Source organism: Nocardia sp. NPDC058114 (assembly GCF_042884695.1).
Lineage (GTDB): Bacteria > Actinomycetota > Actinomycetes > Mycobacteriales > Mycobacteriaceae > Nocardia.
Window position 1 is genome coordinate 1 of record NZ_JBHVTK010000013.1, and the last position, 15,311, is coordinate 15,311.

17 protein-coding genes are annotated in these 15,311 nt (G+C 67.3%); 10 read left to right on the plus strand and 7 right to left on the minus strand.

The window, feature by feature from the left end; genetic code table 11:
- Positions 1-167 precede the first annotated feature (167 nt).
- Positions 168-2,900, plus strand: coding sequence for a DNA polymerase I (gene polA, locus ACFVVI_RS31585; protein WP_379317170.1), 2,733 nt, complete (start codon positions 168-170; stop codon positions 2,898-2,900).
- A 72-nt stretch (positions 2,901-2,972) separates the two neighbouring features.
- On the opposite strand, the gene ACFVVI_RS31590 is transcribed toward polA, so the two are convergent.
- Positions 2,973-3,311 (minus strand): LGFP repeat-containing protein, encoded by a 339-nt coding sequence (locus ACFVVI_RS31590; protein WP_378994054.1) that lies wholly within the window; start codon positions 3,309-3,311, stop codon positions 2,973-2,975.
- A 212-nt stretch (positions 3,312-3,523) separates the two neighbouring features.
- On the minus strand, positions 3,524-4,384 hold the full coding sequence (locus tag ACFVVI_RS31595) for a haloalkane dehalogenase (protein ID WP_387448073.1): 861 nt from the start codon (positions 4,382-4,384) through the stop codon (positions 3,524-3,526).
- A gap of 126 nt (positions 4,385-4,510) precedes the next feature.
- Here ACFVVI_RS31595 and ACFVVI_RS31600 point away from each other — a divergent pair, with 126 nt between their 5' ends.
- Entirely contained in the window at positions 4,511-5,287 is a 777-nt protein-coding gene (locus ACFVVI_RS31600; protein ID WP_378994058.1) for an acyl-[acyl-carrier-protein] thioesterase, read from the plus strand.
- Between the two features lie 6 nt (positions 5,288-5,293).
- Here the strand turns inward: ACFVVI_RS31600 and ACFVVI_RS31605 are convergent, their stop codons facing one another.
- On the minus strand, positions 5,294-5,455 hold the full coding sequence (locus tag ACFVVI_RS31605) for a DUF6191 domain-containing protein (RefSeq protein WP_387448206.1): 162 nt from the start codon (positions 5,453-5,455) through the stop codon (positions 5,294-5,296).
- Between the two features lie 309 nt (positions 5,456-5,764).
- Here ACFVVI_RS31605 and ACFVVI_RS31610 point away from each other — a divergent pair, with 309 nt between their 5' ends.
- Positions 5,765-6,184: a 2-keto-3-deoxygluconate kinase gene (locus ACFVVI_RS31610; RefSeq protein WP_387448075.1), complete on the plus strand. Its 420-nt coding sequence runs from the start codon at positions 5,765-5,767 to the stop codon at positions 6,182-6,184.
- 71 nt (positions 6,185-6,255) lie between these two features.
- Here ACFVVI_RS31610 and trxA read toward each other — a convergent pair whose 3' ends face one another.
- Together trxA and ACFVVI_RS31620 are read right to left on the minus strand one after the other, a co-directional pair.
- Entirely contained in the window at positions 6,256-6,633 is a 378-nt protein-coding gene (gene trxA, locus ACFVVI_RS31615; protein WP_056824580.1) for a thioredoxin, read from the minus strand.
- Between the two features lie 49 nt (positions 6,634-6,682).
- Entirely contained in the window at positions 6,683-7,195 is a 513-nt protein-coding gene (locus ACFVVI_RS31620) for a 2'-5' RNA ligase family protein (protein WP_378994062.1), read from the minus strand.
- A gap of 81 nt (positions 7,196-7,276) precedes the next feature.
- Here ACFVVI_RS31620 and ACFVVI_RS31625 point away from each other — a divergent pair, with 81 nt between their 5' ends.
- From ACFVVI_RS31625 to ACFVVI_RS31640, 4 genes are all read left to right on the plus strand, one after another.
- Positions 7,277-8,356, plus strand: coding sequence for an isocitrate/isopropylmalate dehydrogenase family protein (locus tag ACFVVI_RS31625; RefSeq protein ID WP_387448077.1), 1,080 nt, complete (start codon positions 7,277-7,279; stop codon positions 8,354-8,356).
- Positions 8,357-8,482: 126 nt separating this feature from the next.
- A complete protein-coding gene (locus ACFVVI_RS31630; protein ID WP_378637131.1) occupies positions 8,483-9,388 on the plus strand; it encodes an ABC transporter substrate-binding protein in 906 nt (301 codons plus the stop codon).
- Between the two features lies 1 nt (position 9,389).
- The gene (locus tag ACFVVI_RS31635) at positions 9,390-10,328 is read left to right on the plus strand and encodes an ABC transporter permease subunit (protein ID WP_378994066.1); all 939 of its coding nucleotides are present in this window, start codon (positions 9,390-9,392) and stop codon (positions 10,326-10,328) included.
- A gap of 26 nt (positions 10,329-10,354) precedes the next feature.
- On the plus strand, positions 10,355-11,107 hold the full coding sequence (locus tag ACFVVI_RS31640) for an amino acid ABC transporter ATP-binding protein (RefSeq protein WP_378994290.1): 753 nt from the start codon (positions 10,355-10,357) through the stop codon (positions 11,105-11,107).
- A 45-nt stretch (positions 11,108-11,152) separates the two neighbouring features.
- Here the strand turns inward: ACFVVI_RS31640 and ACFVVI_RS31645 are convergent, their stop codons facing one another.
- A complete protein-coding gene (locus ACFVVI_RS31645) occupies positions 11,153-11,779 on the minus strand; it encodes a MerR family transcriptional regulator (protein WP_378994068.1) in 627 nt (208 codons plus the stop codon).
- Positions 11,780-11,896: 117 nt separating this feature from the next.
- Here ACFVVI_RS31645 and ACFVVI_RS31650 point away from each other — a divergent pair, with 117 nt between their 5' ends.
- Together ACFVVI_RS31650 and ACFVVI_RS31655 are read left to right on the plus strand one after the other, a co-directional pair.
- On the plus strand, positions 11,897-12,844 hold the full coding sequence (locus ACFVVI_RS31650) for a hypothetical protein (RefSeq protein WP_387448080.1): 948 nt from the start codon (positions 11,897-11,899) through the stop codon (positions 12,842-12,844).
- Positions 12,841-13,293 carry an ABA4-like family protein gene (locus ACFVVI_RS31655; protein ID WP_387448082.1) on the plus strand — a complete coding sequence of 151 codons (453 nt, stop codon included), beginning with the start codon at positions 12,841-12,843 and terminating at the stop codon, positions 13,291-13,293. The genes ACFVVI_RS31650 and ACFVVI_RS31655 overlap by 4 nt, the downstream gene beginning before the upstream one ends.
- 192 nt (positions 13,294-13,485) lie before the next feature.
- Here the strand turns inward: ACFVVI_RS31655 and ACFVVI_RS31660 are convergent, their stop codons facing one another.
- A complete protein-coding gene (locus ACFVVI_RS31660) occupies positions 13,486-14,328 on the minus strand; it encodes an oxidoreductase (RefSeq protein WP_378994074.1) in 843 nt (280 codons plus the stop codon).
- A gap of 90 nt (positions 14,329-14,418) precedes the next feature.
- On the opposite strand from ACFVVI_RS31660, the gene ACFVVI_RS31665 reads away from it, so the two are divergent.
- The gene (locus ACFVVI_RS31665) at positions 14,419-15,309 is read left to right on the plus strand and encodes a LysR substrate-binding domain-containing protein (RefSeq protein ID WP_378994076.1); all 891 of its coding nucleotides are present in this window, start codon (positions 14,419-14,421) and stop codon (positions 15,307-15,309) included.
- Positions 15,310-15,311: the final 2 nt, after the last annotated feature.

The following is a 15,311-nucleotide window of genomic DNA, read 5'->3' on the forward strand; positions in this document are numbered from 1 at the left end:
GCCACCGGGGCTTGCTCCTTCGTCGCCTACGCCCCGGCGGCTAACCGGCGACCCGGCCGCGACCGGCCACTGCGTGGCCGCCGCTCCCTAGGGGTCGCGGGTGGGGGGCTGGAGTGCGGTGATGGCGGTGTTCGTGTCTGTCGGAGGGTGTCCCTAGACTCACTCGGGTGAGTTCACCGACGACTGCGCAGGCATCGACAACGACCACTGCCCCGGAGGGTGAGCGGCCTACGCTGCTGCTCCTCGACGGGCATTCGATCGCCTATCGCGCGTTCTTCGCGCTACCGGCGGAGAACTTCAAGACTGTCACGGGTCAGACCACCAACGCGGTGTACGGATTCACCTCGATGCTGATCAATCTGCTGCGTGACGAGAAACCGAGCCATGTGGCCGCGGCGTTCGACGTGTCGCGCAAGACGTTCCGCACCGAGGCGTACCCGGAGTACAAGGCCAATCGCAGTGCCACCCCCGACGAGTTCCGTGGGCAGGTCGAACTCACCAAGGACGTGCTCGGCGCGATGGGCATCCCGGTGATGGCCATCGACGGCTACGAGGCCGACGATGTGATCGCCACTCTCACCACCCAGGCGATGGCACAGGGCTACCGGGTCCTCATCGTCACCGGCGACCGCGACGCGATCCAGCTGGTCAACGACGACGTCACCGTGCTCTACCCGAAGAAGGGCGTCTCGGATCTCACCCGCTTCACCCCGGCCGAGGTGGAGACCAAATACGGCCTCACGCCCGCGCAGTATCCCGACTACGCGGCTCTGCGCGGCGACCCGAGCGACAATCTGCCCGGCATTCCCGGCGTGGGGGAGAAGACCGCCGCCAAGTGGATCCGCGAATACGGCGACCTCGCCACCCTGGTCGACCGCGTCGATCAGGTGAAGGGCAAGGTCGGTGACTCCCTGCGGGCGAACCTGTCGAGTGTGGTGCTCAACCGCCAGCTCACCGAGATGGTGCGCGAGGTGCCGCTGCCCTACACCCCCGACCAGCTGATCAAGGCGCCGTGGGACCGCGACAAGATCCACCAGCTCTTCGACGACCTCGAGTTCCGGGTGCTGCGCGACCGGCTGTTCGACACCCTCGGTTCCCCCGAGCCGGAAGCCGAGTCGGGTTTCGAGATCAGCGGTGGTGCCCTCGATCAGGGCGCGGTCGCCGACTGGCTGGCCGAGCACGCGAAAGCCGGTGTGCGCCATGGCCTCTCGATCGTCGGGACCGGGACGCCGGTGCACGGTGACGCGCGGGCACTGGCGATCGCCGCCGCCGACGGCGAGGGCGGCTACATCGACCTGACCGTCCTCACCCCCGAAGACGAGACGGCGCTGGCCACCTGGCTGGCCGATCCCGAGGTGCCCAAGGCGCTGCACGAGGCCAAGTCCGCCGGGCACGCACTGCGCGGGCGTGGCTTCACCCTGGGCGGTCTCGCCACCGACACCGCCCTGTCGGCCTACCTGGTCCGCCCCGGTCAGCGCAGCTTCAACCTCGACGATCTGTCACTGCGCTATCTCAAGCGCGAACTGCGCGTCGAGACCGGCGACACGGGCCAGCTGTCCCTGCTCGACGACGAGGACACTGTCGCCGCCGATATCGCCCGCGAGGAGATGTTGCGTGCCCGCGCGGTCGCCGACCTGGCCGTCGCCCTGGATACCGAACTCGAAGCCATCGAATCGACCCCACTGCTCACGGAGATGGAGCTGCCGCTGCTCGGCGTGCTCGGTCAACTGGAGGAAGCGGGCATCGCGGTCGACGTCGCCCAGCTCGAGAACCTCCAGCAGCAGTTCGCCGACCGCGTCACCGAGGCCGCGAACTCCGCGTACGAGGTGATCGGCAAGCAGATCAACCTCGGCTCGCCCAAGCAGTTGCAGGTGGTGCTGTTCGACGAGCTCGACATGCCGAAGACCAAGCGCACCAAGACCGGCTACACCACCGACGCCGACGCGCTGGAATCGCTGTTCGAGAAGACCGGTCACGCGTTCCTGGAGCACCTGCTGGCCCACCGCGACGCGACCCGGCTCAAGGTGACCGTCGACGGCCTGCTCAAGTCGGTCTCCGACGACGGCCGCGTGCACACCACGTTCAACCAGACCATCGCCGCCACCGGTCGGCTCTCCTCGACCGAGCCGAATCTGCAGAACATCCCGATCCGCACCGACACCGGCCGCCAGATCCGCGACACCTTCGTGGTCGGCCCCGGCTTCGCCGAACTCATGACCGCCGACTACAGCCAGATCGAGATGCGCATCATGGCGCACCTGTCCGGGGACGCGGGCCTGATCGAGGCCTTCAATTCCGGCGAGGACCTGCACACCTTCGTTGCTTCGAAGGCCTTCGACATCCCGATCGCGGAGGTGAGCTCCGAGCTGCGCCGCCGGATCAAGGCCATGTCCTACGGTCTCGCCTACGGTCTGAGCTCCTACGGCTTGAGCGCCCAGCTCAAGATCAGCACCACCGAGGCCAAAGAGCAGATGGACGTGTACTTCGACCGTTTCGGCGGCATCCGCGACTACCTGTCCGACGTCGTCGACCAGGCCCGCAAGGTCGGCTACACCCAAACCCTGTTCGGCCGCAGGCGTTACCTGCCCGACCTGGATTCCAGCAACCGTCAGCGCCGTGAATCCGCCGAGCGGATGGCACTGAACGCGCCGATCCAGGGCACCGCCGCCGACATCATCAAGGTCGCGATGATCAACGTGCAGAACGCGATCCGCGAAGCGGGCCTGCGCTCGCGGATGCTGCTGCAGATCCACGACGAACTGGTCTTCGAGGTCGCCGACGGCGAGCGCGAGGCCCTCGAAGCCCTTGCGCGCGAACAGATGTCGGCCGCGATCGACCTCTCGGTCCCGCTCACCGTCTCCGTCGGCACCGGCCGGAGCTGGGATTCGGCCGCGCACTGAGCTGGTCCGCACAGCACGAGGGGCGCCTCCCCGGCCGGGGAGGCGCCCCTCGTGGCGTAGCGGGAACGCGAGTTACGCGTTGACCGTCACAGCGTCATCGGCGATCGAGTAGCTGATCGAGCCGTTCTCGAAGTGGCTGATCTTGCCGCCTTCGATGTCCTGCTCGTCGGAGGTCGGGTAGCCGAACCGGCCGCCCGCGCCGCCTTCGGCTTCCCATGCCTGACGGATGGCGCCGTACACGGTCTTGGCCCCGGTCGGGAGCTTGAAGTAGATGACTCCGCCGGTGAATTCCTGGAACTTGCCACCGTTGGCGGCGTCCTGCTCTGCCGAGGTCGGCTCACCCAGCGGGCTGGACGCGCCACCGGCTTCGTTGTAGTGATCGCCGATAGCCCCAGTGACTTCGAATGCCATGTCGAACAATTCCTTTCACGCAGTAACAATTGGCCTAGCGGCCGCGACGCTACCGTGCGATCGGCCGTTCTCGGCGGCGACTCGCGGGAGATTCACAATCTGGTCACATTTTATTAGCCAGCGATTCGCTCACGGTCGATCGCGGAAACCGGCGCACCGCCAGGTGCCGACGGAGTGCCCCGCTGCCTCGCGAGGAAGCGGTCGGGGCGGCGTCAGCGAAAACGCTGGACGATAGCTTCGGCGATCTTGCCGGGCTCGTGTTCGGGGATGAAGTGTCTGGCGTCGGGCAGTTCGAGGACCCGGTGGTCGGTGAACGTGTCGCGCATTCGTGGCAGGAACGCGGCGGGACGGAACGCCATATCCTTCATGCCCCAGATCAGCAGCGTCGGTGTGGCGCCGAGCCGGGCGGGCACGTCGATCGCCAGCTGTTCGAGGAAGGGGCGAGCGGCCAGGATCTGCCCGGGCATCGCGGCGATCCCGCGCCGGGCTTCGGGTGAAGGTTGCACTTCGCGGTAGTGATCGGCCTCGGCCTCGCTGATCGTGTTCCGCAGCTCACCGAGCAGGAAACGCTCGACGAGAAGGTTGTCGCGCAGAATCCGCCGCTGCATCGGCGAGCTGCCCATGACCCGGCTGAACGCCTTCTGCGGCCAGGTATCCGTCGGCCACAACAGGGTGTTGCCGAGCACCAGCCCGCGCACCCGATCGGCTCGATCGGCGCCGACCGCGGCGCCGATCGGTCCGCCCCAGTCCTGGCCCATGACGACGAACTGGTCGAGCCCGAGATGGTCGACGAGCTCGCCGACCACCGCGGCATGTTCGGCGATCGTGTAGCCGTACCCGGGTGGTCGTTCGGACAGTCCGAAGCCCGGGTAGTCGACTGCTACGCACCGGAACCGGTCGCCCAGCTGACCGATGATCTTGCGGTAGAGAAAACTCCAGGTGGGGCTGCCGTGACAGAAAAGGATGGGGATCCCGGAGCCCTCGTCGATGTAGTGCACCCGGCCCGCCGACGATTCGAACCAGCGGGATTCGAAGGGGTACAGCGCCTTGTCCGGCGTGAAATCGATCAGCATCGCATCCATCCTGTCGTCCGGCGTCGAACCGACCCTACGGCCGAAAATCGTAGTGATTCAATGCCTTCGGCGGATCCGTGCTGAGGCGCGTGTCACTGGCGACACCGGTGTGGCAGCATCGGCCCTATGACCGAGCCCGTCATCGCGACCCCGCTGCCCGACTGCCCCGATATCGAGCAGGCCTTCGCGATGTCGTGGCCGGTACGACTCGGCGACACCGATGGCGACGACCGGCTGCGGCTCGACGCGGTGGCGCGCTACCTGCAGGACATCGGGTTCGATCATCTCGACGCGGTGGAGGATGGCGACACCCATCAGGCGTGGATCGTGCGGCGCACGGTGATCGACGTGTACGAGCCGATCATGTTCGGCGACCGCGTCCAGCTCCGCCGCTGGGCCGACGCGCTCTCGAATCGTTGGTGCGACATGCGCATCCGGTTGCGCGGGGAGAAGGGCGGGCACATCGAGGCCGCGGCGTTCCTGATCCACATCGACCCCGTCGCCGGCCGTCCCGCGCGGATGAGCGACGCGTTCATGGCGCCGATGCTGGCCGGCACCACCGAACATCGCCTGCGCTGGAAAGCCGCGCTCACCGAACTCGACGTCGCGGAGGTGGAGGAGGTGCCGTTCCCGCTGCGCGTCACCGACGTCGACCGGCTCGGCCATGTCAACAACGCGGTGTACTGGGAGGCCATGGAGGAGGCGCTCGCCGCGCACCCGGACCGTCATCGGTTGCCGTACCGCGCGATCGTCGAACACGTCGGCCCGGTGATGATGGGCGACAAAGTGGTGTTGCGGACGAGTTCGCAACCCGAGCGCCTGCGGGTCCAGGTCGACGTCGACGGTTCGGCCCGCGCCCTCGCCTCGGTGGAACCCCTGACCGGTGCAGCGTCGCGGCGCTGACCGGATTCAGCGCTCGCGGGCGACGAGCCGCGCCGACCCGTCCGCCAGATCCACCCGATCCCGCGGCGGGGCACCCTCCGAAGGGTCCTCCCGGTGCATCAGCGTGCTCTGCCGCTGTTCTAACCCGATACGGTACCCATCGCCGTCGCCGGGGCCGACGTTACCGATCCTGAGCTGCGGTGATGGTACTCACCAGTAGACACTCCGGGCAGTGAACCAGGTTGCGGTTTCGCGACGATCGCCCTATTCTCGACTGCGTGCCGAATCCCGCCCGCTGTGCCGCGCTGCTAGTCGCTGACCGCGACCTCGCGGTCGCTGCTGCGCAGACCGCGCAGGCAGCCTCACGGCGAATTCTTCTCGTAGTAACCCGCCGTAGCGGGGTCTGATTCGGACCAGCCCCTACGCTGCGGGCTGCTTTTCATCGTTCTGCTGGTCCCACCTGCCAACGAAGACATCTTCGGGAAGACCTCACCTGCAATGACGCTGACACTGGACCATGCCCTGTTCGCCGCTGCCCCCAAGGGCCTGCGCGCCGAGCTCACCGACCTCGACCCCGCCGCCTTCCTCGACCGGTACACCCGCGCCGACGGATCCATCGCCCTGCGCGAATGGTCTTGTTCCGGAACGGATTTCACCGCCACCCTGGAATTCGCCGACCACCTGCGCACCGTCATCGCCACCGGCAGCCCCGTTGCCGCGATGACCTCCGCGCTCTACGACGAGGGTTACCCCCTCGAGATCCTGCACTTCCATCAGCGCCCGACCGCCGACGGCACCGCCACCTTCATGCAGTGCGAGTTCAACGGCAGGCGCGGCTGGGCGGTGGCCACCGCCGCCGGCAGCGCGGAATCGACCGTGCGCGCCATGATCGCCGGCGTCAACCTGCTCGCGGGCTGACACCACCCGAACACGCACAAGGGCCCGTTCACTCGAAAGGTGAACGGGCCCTGTGTGTTCTCGGCGCCGGACTATTCGGCGGGAGAGGATTCCTGCTGCTCGGCGATCTGCTTGCGCACCTCGTCCATGTCCAGATCCTTGATCTGGGTCACCAGGTCCTCGAGCGCGGCGGGCGGCAACGCGCCCGGCTGCGCGAAGACGAGTACGCCCTCGCGGAAGGCCATGATGGTCGGAATCGACTGGATGTTGGCGGCCGCGGCGAGTCCCTGCTCGGCCTCGGTGTCGACCTTGCCGTAGACGACGTCGGTGTGCTTTTCCGACGAGGTCTCGTAGGTCGGTGCGAAACTGCGGCACGGACCGCACCAGGAAGCCCAGAAATCGACGAGGACCACGTCGTTTCCGGTGATGACTTCGTCGAAGTTCTGCTGGGTCAGCGTCTGGGTGGCCATGACGTCCTCTCCTTGTCGGTGTCCTCGGCTGTAACGCCGGGGCGTCCTACTATCTTCCCCCGATCACGATTCGCTCCTGCCGCGCCTCCCCGTCCCAGCGGCGAATCCCCACGATGAGCGACCGGAAATCGGTGTCGGCCGCGACCGTCCGCACCGCGTCGCCGAGCCGTTCGGGGGGCACGCGCCGCGCCAGGGTCACGTGCGGTGTCCACGCGCCGGGAGCCATGGTCGCCGGTACGCCGGGGCAGGGTGAGACCACCTCGCTGACCCGGCGATGCAGGGCGAGCAGGTCCGCGGTGACGACGACCGCCCTGACCAGGATCGGCCGGCGCGCCCCGAAGACGAGCAGCCCGCCCAAACGGATCGGCAGCGGCTCGAACGCGAGCCGCTCGAGCGCGTGGTCGATGCGCGGCCAGATCTCGCGCGCCACCGCGACGGTGATGTGCGGCCGAGCGGTCCCGGGGTGGCGATTGCCCAGGCCTGCTTCGGCAAGAACCGCCCATTGCCTGCGGATCTCTGTCTCGCCGCCCTCGTCGAGGAGCAACTCCACCGACTGCACCATGATCTGCAGAAACTAGTCGCTGCGGCGTGTCCGCACCGCCCACTCGCTCGATCCGGTCCGGACACGCGCGAGGATGGGGGAGTGAACGGTGTGAAGGCGAACCTGCGACTCGGTGTGATCGACGGCGACGGAATCGGCCCCGAGGTGGTGGCCGCGACCCGGGCGGTGGTCGACGAAGCGATCGGCGCGGCCGGGCTCGCGCCGGTGGAGTGGGTGCCGCTGCTGATCGGGCACGAGGCGATCGCCGCCTACGGCCACCCGCTGCCGGAACAGACCCTGACCGCTCTCGAGGATCTCGACGCCTGGATTCTCGGTCCGCACGACAACGCCTCCTACCCGTCGGACATGCGCGTGGCACCGGGCGGCATCATCCGCAAACGGCTCGAGCTCTACGCGAACATCCGCCCTGCCGCCGCCTTCGCCGGCGTGCGCGCGATGGCGCCCGACATCGATCTGGTGATCGTCCGGGAGAACAGCGAGGGCTTCTACGCGGACCGCAATATGTTCGCAGGGTCGGGGGAGTTCCGTCCCACCGAGGACGTGGCGATGGCGGTCGCGGTGATCACCCGCACGGCGTGCGAGCGGATCGCCCATCAGGCGCTGCGGCTCGCGCAGGGCAGGCGCAAGCGGGTCACCGTGGTGCACAAGGCCAATGTGCTGCCGATGACGACCGGCCTGTTCCGTGACGTCTGTTACGCAGTGGCCGAGCAGTATCCGGACGTGAGGGTCGACGACGAACACGTCGACGCGATGGCGGCGCACCTGGTTCGCTCATCCGCCGAGTTCGACGTGATCGTCACCGAGAACCTGTTCGGTGACATCCTCTCGGATCTGGCCGGTGAACTCAGTGGCTCACTCGGCATGGCCGCCTCGCTCAACTGCTCCGACACGCGCGCGATGGCACAGGCTGTGCACGGCGCGGCGCCCGGTCTGGCGGGGCACAATCGGGCCAATCCCGCCGCGTTGCAATTGTCGGCGGCAATGCTGTTGCGCTGGTTGGCAGTTCGTGACGACAATAGTCCACTCCATGATGCCGCGGACCGAATTACCCGTGCGGTGGCGGCGACGCTGGCCGCCGGAATCGCGACGGCGGATCTCGGCGGTCTGGCTTCCACCAGCGAATTCACCGAGCAGGTACGGGCCCGCGTGCACCGGAGGTGAAGGGACCCCTTTCACATCGGCTGATTAATCTTCGGTTACTGTCGCACCACGCTGTGTCCGGTTCGCATACATTGCCAAACAGGCGCTGACACGTGGCCGGCGTCGACGTGAAATGTGGAGGCTCCTTTGTCTGTTCGAACTGTCCTCGGCCGTGGCGCCGTGCGGCTGCTGTGTACCGTCGCCGGCGGTGCGTTGTTGTTGACCGGCTGCGCCGAGAACACCGAGGGCGACGGCGCCTCGGTGAACAAGGTGTCGGCGGAGAAGGTCGACGCGCTCGCCGCGGCGGTCCCCGACAAGGTGAAGCAGGCAGGCAAGTTGGTCGTCGGCGTGAACGTGCCGTACCAGCCGAACGAGTACAAGGACGCGAGCGGCAAGATCGTCGGCTTCGATGTAGACCTCCTCGACGCCGTCGCGAGCACCCTCGGACTGAAGGTCGACTATGTCGAATCCTCGTTCGAGAAGATCATTCCCGCCATTCAGGCAGGGACCTACGACGTGGGTATGTCCTCGATCACCGATTCGCGCGAACGCGAACAGCAGGTCGATTTCACGACCTATTTCTCCGCGGGTATCCAGTGGGCCCAGCAAACCGGTAAAGCGATCGATCCGAACAATGCGTGCGGCAAGAAGGTCGCCGTACAGTCCACTACGGTCGAGCACACCGACGAGATTCCCGCCAAGAGCGCCAAGTGCGTCGCCGAAGGTAAGCCCGCCATCGAAATGAAGGCATTCGACGAGCAGAGCGCCGCGACCAACGCGTTGGTGCTCGGCCAGGTCGACGCGATGTCGGCCGATTCCCCGGTGACCGCGTACGCGATCAAGCAGAGCGAAGGCAAGATCGAGGCCGCGGGCCCGCTGTTCGATTCCGCGCCCTACGGCTGGGCCGTGCAGAAGACCTCCCCGCTGGCGGCGGCGCTGCAGAAGGCGCTGCAGCACCTGATCGACAACGGCAAGTACGGCGAGATCACCACCAACTGGGGTGTGCAGGACGGTCAGATCAAGACCTCGGTGATCAACGGTGCAGTGAGCTGACGTGACCGACGCGAAAGACACGGTGGAGGTGCCCGGACCGGGCACCGAACCCGAACCGATCAAGGCGGTCCCGCTGCGCAGGCCGGGCCGCTGGATCGCGGCGGCAATCATCCTGATCCTGGTGGGATTGTTCGTCTACGGCGCCGCCACGAATCCCGCCTACCGGTGGGATACCTACGGCAAGTACCTGTTCGACAGCCGGATCACCGCCGGCGCGATCGTCACCCTGGAGCTCACCGTGCTCGCGATGGCGATCGCGGTGGCCCTCGGCACGGTCCTCGCGGTGATGCGTCTGTCGCCGAACCCGGTGCTGCGCACCGCCGCGTGGATCTACCTGTGGATCTTCCGTGGCACCCCGGTGTTCGTGCAGTTGGTGTTCTGGGGCCTGGTTCCCTCGCTGTACAAGCAGATCGATCTCGGTGTGCCGTTCGGTCCGCAGTTCTTCCACTTCGATGTGCAGCACCTGCAGGCGGCGTTCCTGTTCGCGGTGATCGGCCTCGGCCTCAACGAGGCCGCGTACATGGCCGAGATCGTGCGCGCGGGTATCAACTCCGTCGGCGAGGGGCAGCGCGAGGCCTCGGTGGCGCTGGGCATGTCGTGGACGCAGACAATGCGCCGCACGGTGCTGCCGCAGGCCATGCGGGTGATCATCCCACCCACCGGCAACGAGCTGATCGGCATGCTCAAGACGACCTCGCTGGTCACCGCGATTCCGTTGAGTACCGACCTGTTCGGCCGCGCCCGTGACATCTACGGCGTGAACTTCCAGCCGATCCCGCTGCTGCTCGTCTGTGCCACCTGGTACCTGGCGATCACCAGCGTGCTCATGGTCGGCCAGTACTACTTGGAACGCTATTACTCGCGTGGCGCCACCCGGCAGCTGACGGCCAAGCAGCTTCAGGAACTGGCCACAGCGCAGGCGGCGGTGAAGGCGAAATGACAGAACCAGTTGTGGCAGTCCCGCCGATGGTGCTGGCTGATCGGGTGTGTAAGAGCTTCGGCGCCCTGCAGGTGCTCAAGGGCATCTCGCTCGAGGTCCAGCGTGGGAAGGTACTGACCCTGGTCGGGCCGTCGGGCTCGGGCAAGTCGACGTTCCTGCGCTGCATCAATCACCTCGAGCAGGTGAACGCGGGCAGGCTCTACGTCGACGGCGATCTCGTCGGCTACCGGGAGAAGAACGGCAAGCTCTACGAGATGCACGAGCGCGATGCCGCGATCCAGCGTCGCGATATCGGCATGGTGTTCCAGCATTTCAACCTGTTCCCGCACCGCACGGCGCTGGAGAACGTGATCGAGGCGCCCATCCAGGTGCGCGGGATCCGTAAGTCCGAGGCCGTCGCCAGGGCCGAGGAACTGCTCGAGCGGGTCGGGCTCTCGGCCAAGCGCAACGCCTACCCGGCGCAGCTGTCCGGTGGTCAGCAGCAGCGCGTCGCCATCGCGCGAGCGCTGGCGATGGATCCCAAGCTGATGCTGTTCGACGAGCCGACCTCGGCGCTGGACCCCGAGCTGGTCGGTGAGGTGCTCGCGGTGATGCGGGAGCTGGCCGATTCGGGCATGACCATGCTGGTGGTGACCCACGAGATGGGCTTCGCCCGCGAGGTCGCCGACGAGCTGGTGTTCATGGATGCCGGTGTGGTCGTGGAATCGGGCCCGCCGCGTGAGCTGCTGGCCAACCCGCAACACGAACGGACACAGGCTTTCCTGTCACGTCTGCTCTGAGAGACGACACAGCGGCCCCGCGGATTCTCGCGGGGCCGCTGTGCGTTACGGGGTTTCTGGGTTCTTCAGGCGTTCCAGGGAGACCTGGGCCTGGGCGATGCGGCGGATGGCGGCCAGTGCGGTGTCGCCCAGGACGGTCAGTACGACGACCGCGTCGATGATGTCGTCGCGCCCGCCCGCGGACAGGGCGGCCGCTACGTCGGTTTCCGCGACTGCCCGCGAGCTGTCGAAATAGGTGGGCAGGGTGGTGGTGGCCCAGTCCCGGTAGCCGAGTTGCGCGAGTCGGACGATCACTCCGGTGAGCGTGTCGACGGCCTGCGGGCTGGGTTTCATGTCCCAGCCGCGTCGGTCCATCTCCGCGCGCACGGCCTCGTAGGCGCGATCCCATTCGGCGTCATGGGCGGCGGGGACGGGGGTGGACAGGCTGTCCTGCGCCACGCCGAGCACATGAAACAGCGGCATGTCGGGGGAGTCGATGGCGGCGAGCACATCGGAGACGGTGGCGACCGGTATCCCGCCCACCTCGATCAACGCGCGGATCAGGCGGAGTCGGCGCAGGTGGTCTTCGCCGTAGCTGGCCTGGTTGGGGCTGGTGCGTTCACCCGGCGGCAGCAGTCCCTCGCGCAGGTAGTACTTGATGGTCGCCACCGCGATGCCACTGCGATCACTCAACTCCGAGATTCGCACTCTTACCTCCGTGTTGTTCCTACCCCTTGCCTACGTCACCCATAGCGGATAGTCTAGCTATCCATAACGGATAGTATAGCTATCTATCTCTGGGAGATTCGAATGTCAGTCCTGACCGTCCCCTCGCTGCCCCGCCCCAACGCACCCCTGCACCGTCCGCTGATGTATTTCGCCGCCGTCAATGCCGCGCTCGTCGTGGTCGGCCTGATCGGGATGCTGGTCGACGACCGGGTGATCGCCGGGTCGGCGGCCTGGTTCAAGCCGACCAAGTTCGCGATCTCGTTCGTGTTCTACGGCGTGGCGCTGGCATGGTTGATGTCGTTGCGGCCCAACCTTTCTCGGCTCGCGTCGCGAATGGCCACCGTGATCGTGGTCGCCGGGGTGATCGAACAGGCGATCATCTTCGGGCAGGTGATCCGCGGGACCCGCAGCCACTACAACATGACCACCGCCCTGGACGGCACCCTCTGGGTGATCATGGGGTCCACCATCGTCATCCTGTTCCTGGCAACCCTGGTGATCGGGATCGGCTTGATGCGCGCATGCCTCGGTGACGCCTCGATCACCTGGTCGATTCGTTGCGGCATCGCGATCACCTTGGTCGGGCTGGCGCTGGGAAATCTGATGCCCCAGCGGGAATCCGGCGTCGAGGGCATCGCGGGCGCGCACACGGTCGGAGCTCCCGACGGCACGCCCGGCATGCCGCTCACGGGGTGGAGCACCACCGATGGTGACCTGCGCATTCCGCACTTCTTCGGCATGCACGCGCTCCAGGCACTGCCGTTGCTCGCGGCACTGCTGGTGGTGCTGGCGCCACGGATCCCGTTGCTGCGGTCGGTGCGCGTTCGGCTCGGCCTGATCATCACCGCGTCTGCCGGGTACGCGGCGGTGCTCGCGCTGGTCACCTGGCAGGCGTTGCGGGGGCAGCCGCTGATCCACCCCGATCAGGCCACGTTGACGGCCGCGGCCGCGATCGTCACCGGAGTAGTTGTCGGAGTAATGATCTCGGTCGCGAGCGCGGCCGGTACCCGAAAGGTGGTTACTGCATGAGCACGTTGTTCGACCTGTCGTTCTGGGTTACGGTGCCGTTCTGGGCGCTGATGATCTTCGCCCCGACGTGGCGCTGGACCCGCACGATCATCTCCGCACCGTGGATTGTGCTGGTGCCCTTGGTGGTGTGGGCGATCGTCGCGATGCCGGTGCTGGGTGCGATGTGGTCGCTGGTGACATCGCCGTCCCTGGCCGCCATCACCGAGGCCGCCGCCGACCCCGCCGTGCTCACCGCGCTGTGGGCGCAGATCATCGCGTGGGACCTGTTCCTCGGCCGCTGGATCTACCTCGACAGTCGCGAGCGCAACGTCCACCCGTTGCTGATGGGCCCACTGCTGGTCGGCACGATTCTGTTGTCGCCCATCGCCTTTCCGATCTACCTGCTGGTCCGTGCGGTCGCCCGACGCGATAGTTCGCCGGTGCCGCGGGCGAGCTCGGTCAGCGCGTAGTGCCGTCTGCCGGACTCCGAGGAGTCCGGCAGACGTGGTTCACGTGCGGCGGGTGAGCACTACCCGGCCGGCGAGGCGCTCCGGTTCGTCGGCCCGGGTGAAGTAGACCTCCATGACCGTCCGGTTCGGAGACTCCAGCTCGAGCAGCGCCGCCGCGGCAGCGGTGCGTCACGGTGTGGTGCGCGTGTGCCCTCAGCTTTCGTCGAAAGTGGTCGCGCGGGAGACCTTTTCCCACGCGAGGACGTCATCGCGGACGGCATCGAGGTGGCCCAGGACCGCGTCGACAGAATCGCCGCCCAGCGGCAGCCTCAGCGGCGACTTCTCGGCGGACAGGGCGACGCGGATGGCGGCGGCGGCCTTGGCCGGGTCGCCGGGCTGGGTGCCGTCGCCGCCCTCGACCATGCGACGGGTGGCGCCCGCGGTGTCGGCGTAAACGTCGGACTCGGGACTGAACGCCGCGGCTCCGGGGCCGAACAGTCCCGTACGGAAGGCGCCGGGTTCGACGATCAGTACTTTGATGCCGAACGGCGCCACCTCTTCGGCGAGTGCCTCCGACAACCCTTCCAGCGCGAACTTCGTGGCGCTGTACGCGGAGAACCCCGCGAAGGACAGCTGCCCGCCGACACTGCTCATCTGCACGATCGCACCGCCGCGCTGGGCGCGCATGTGGGGCAGCACCGCACGGGTGAGGGCGGCGGGGCCGAACAGGTGCAGGTCGAACAGTCCGCGCAATTCGGCCTCGGTGGTTTCCTCGACCGCGCCGACATGGGTGCGACCGGCATTGTTGACCAGCACATCGATGCGGCCGTGGCGGGCGACGACATCGGCGACGACCTCGTCGATGCGAGCGGTATCGGTGACGTCGAGCGCGATCGTCTCGAGCTGATCGGGATGCGCGGCGACCAGATCGTCGAGGGCGGCGGTGCGGCGAGCGACGGCGATCACGATATCGCCCGCGTCGACGGCGTCCTGTGCGATGGCACGGCCGAACCCGCTGCTCGCGCCGGTGACCAGCCAGATCTTCGGAATGCTCATCAGGTTCTCCTGTGTTCGTTGATGTTTCGTGAGCAATACTTCCGCCCGGACGAGATGGAAGTCCAAGATCCTTTGTGATAACCAGGAGTTATGGATGTCCACGGACGCGACCTGCGGTACTTCGTCGCGGTGGCCGACCGCCTGAGCTTCACCGCCGCCGCGGAGGTGCTGTACATCTCGCAGCCCGCGCTCAGCAAACAGATCCGCCGACTCGAAAGTCACCTCGGTGCGGCACTGTTCGTGCGTGATTCCCGCTCGGTCACCCTCACCCCGGTCGGCGCGGCGCTGCTGCCGCACGCGCTGCGCCTCCTCGCGACCTGGGAAACCGCCGAGGCCGCGGTGGAGTCGGCGAAAGCCACCGAGGAGGCCGCGCTGGCCATCGGCATCAGCACCAGTCCCGGTCGAGGCATCCTGCCGGCCGTGCGCTCCCGATTCAGCACCGCGTTTCCGCACGCGAAACCGGTGCTGCGCCTGGTCGGTTGGGACGACCCGACCGCCGGCCTGGCCGACGGCGCCAGCGACGTGGCCTTCGTCTGGCTGCCGCTGCTCGACAGCGACCGCTACCGCTGGCTGGTGGTCGCGACCGAACCGCGGCTGGTGGCCCTTCCGCAGTCGCACCACCTCGCCGCGCGCGACCGGATCGAGTTCGCCGACCTGCTCGACGAGCCCTTCCTCGCGTTGCCCCGCTCGGCGGGCCCCCTGCGCGACTATTGGCTCGCCGTCGACGAACGCGCCGGGCGACCGGCGATCATCGGCGCCGAGGTGTCGAGCACCGAAGAGACCTACGAGGCACTCGTGAACCTCGACGGCATCGTCCTGCTCGCCACCGGCAACGCCGCGCTGGTCGCCCACGACGGCGTGGTGACCAGGCCGGTCACCGGCGTGAGTCCCTGCGAACTCGCCCTGGCCTGGCGACGTGACGACAACCGTCCACTCGTCGCCGGCTATGTAGAAGCGTGCGTGCTGGCCACCGCGCGGTGACG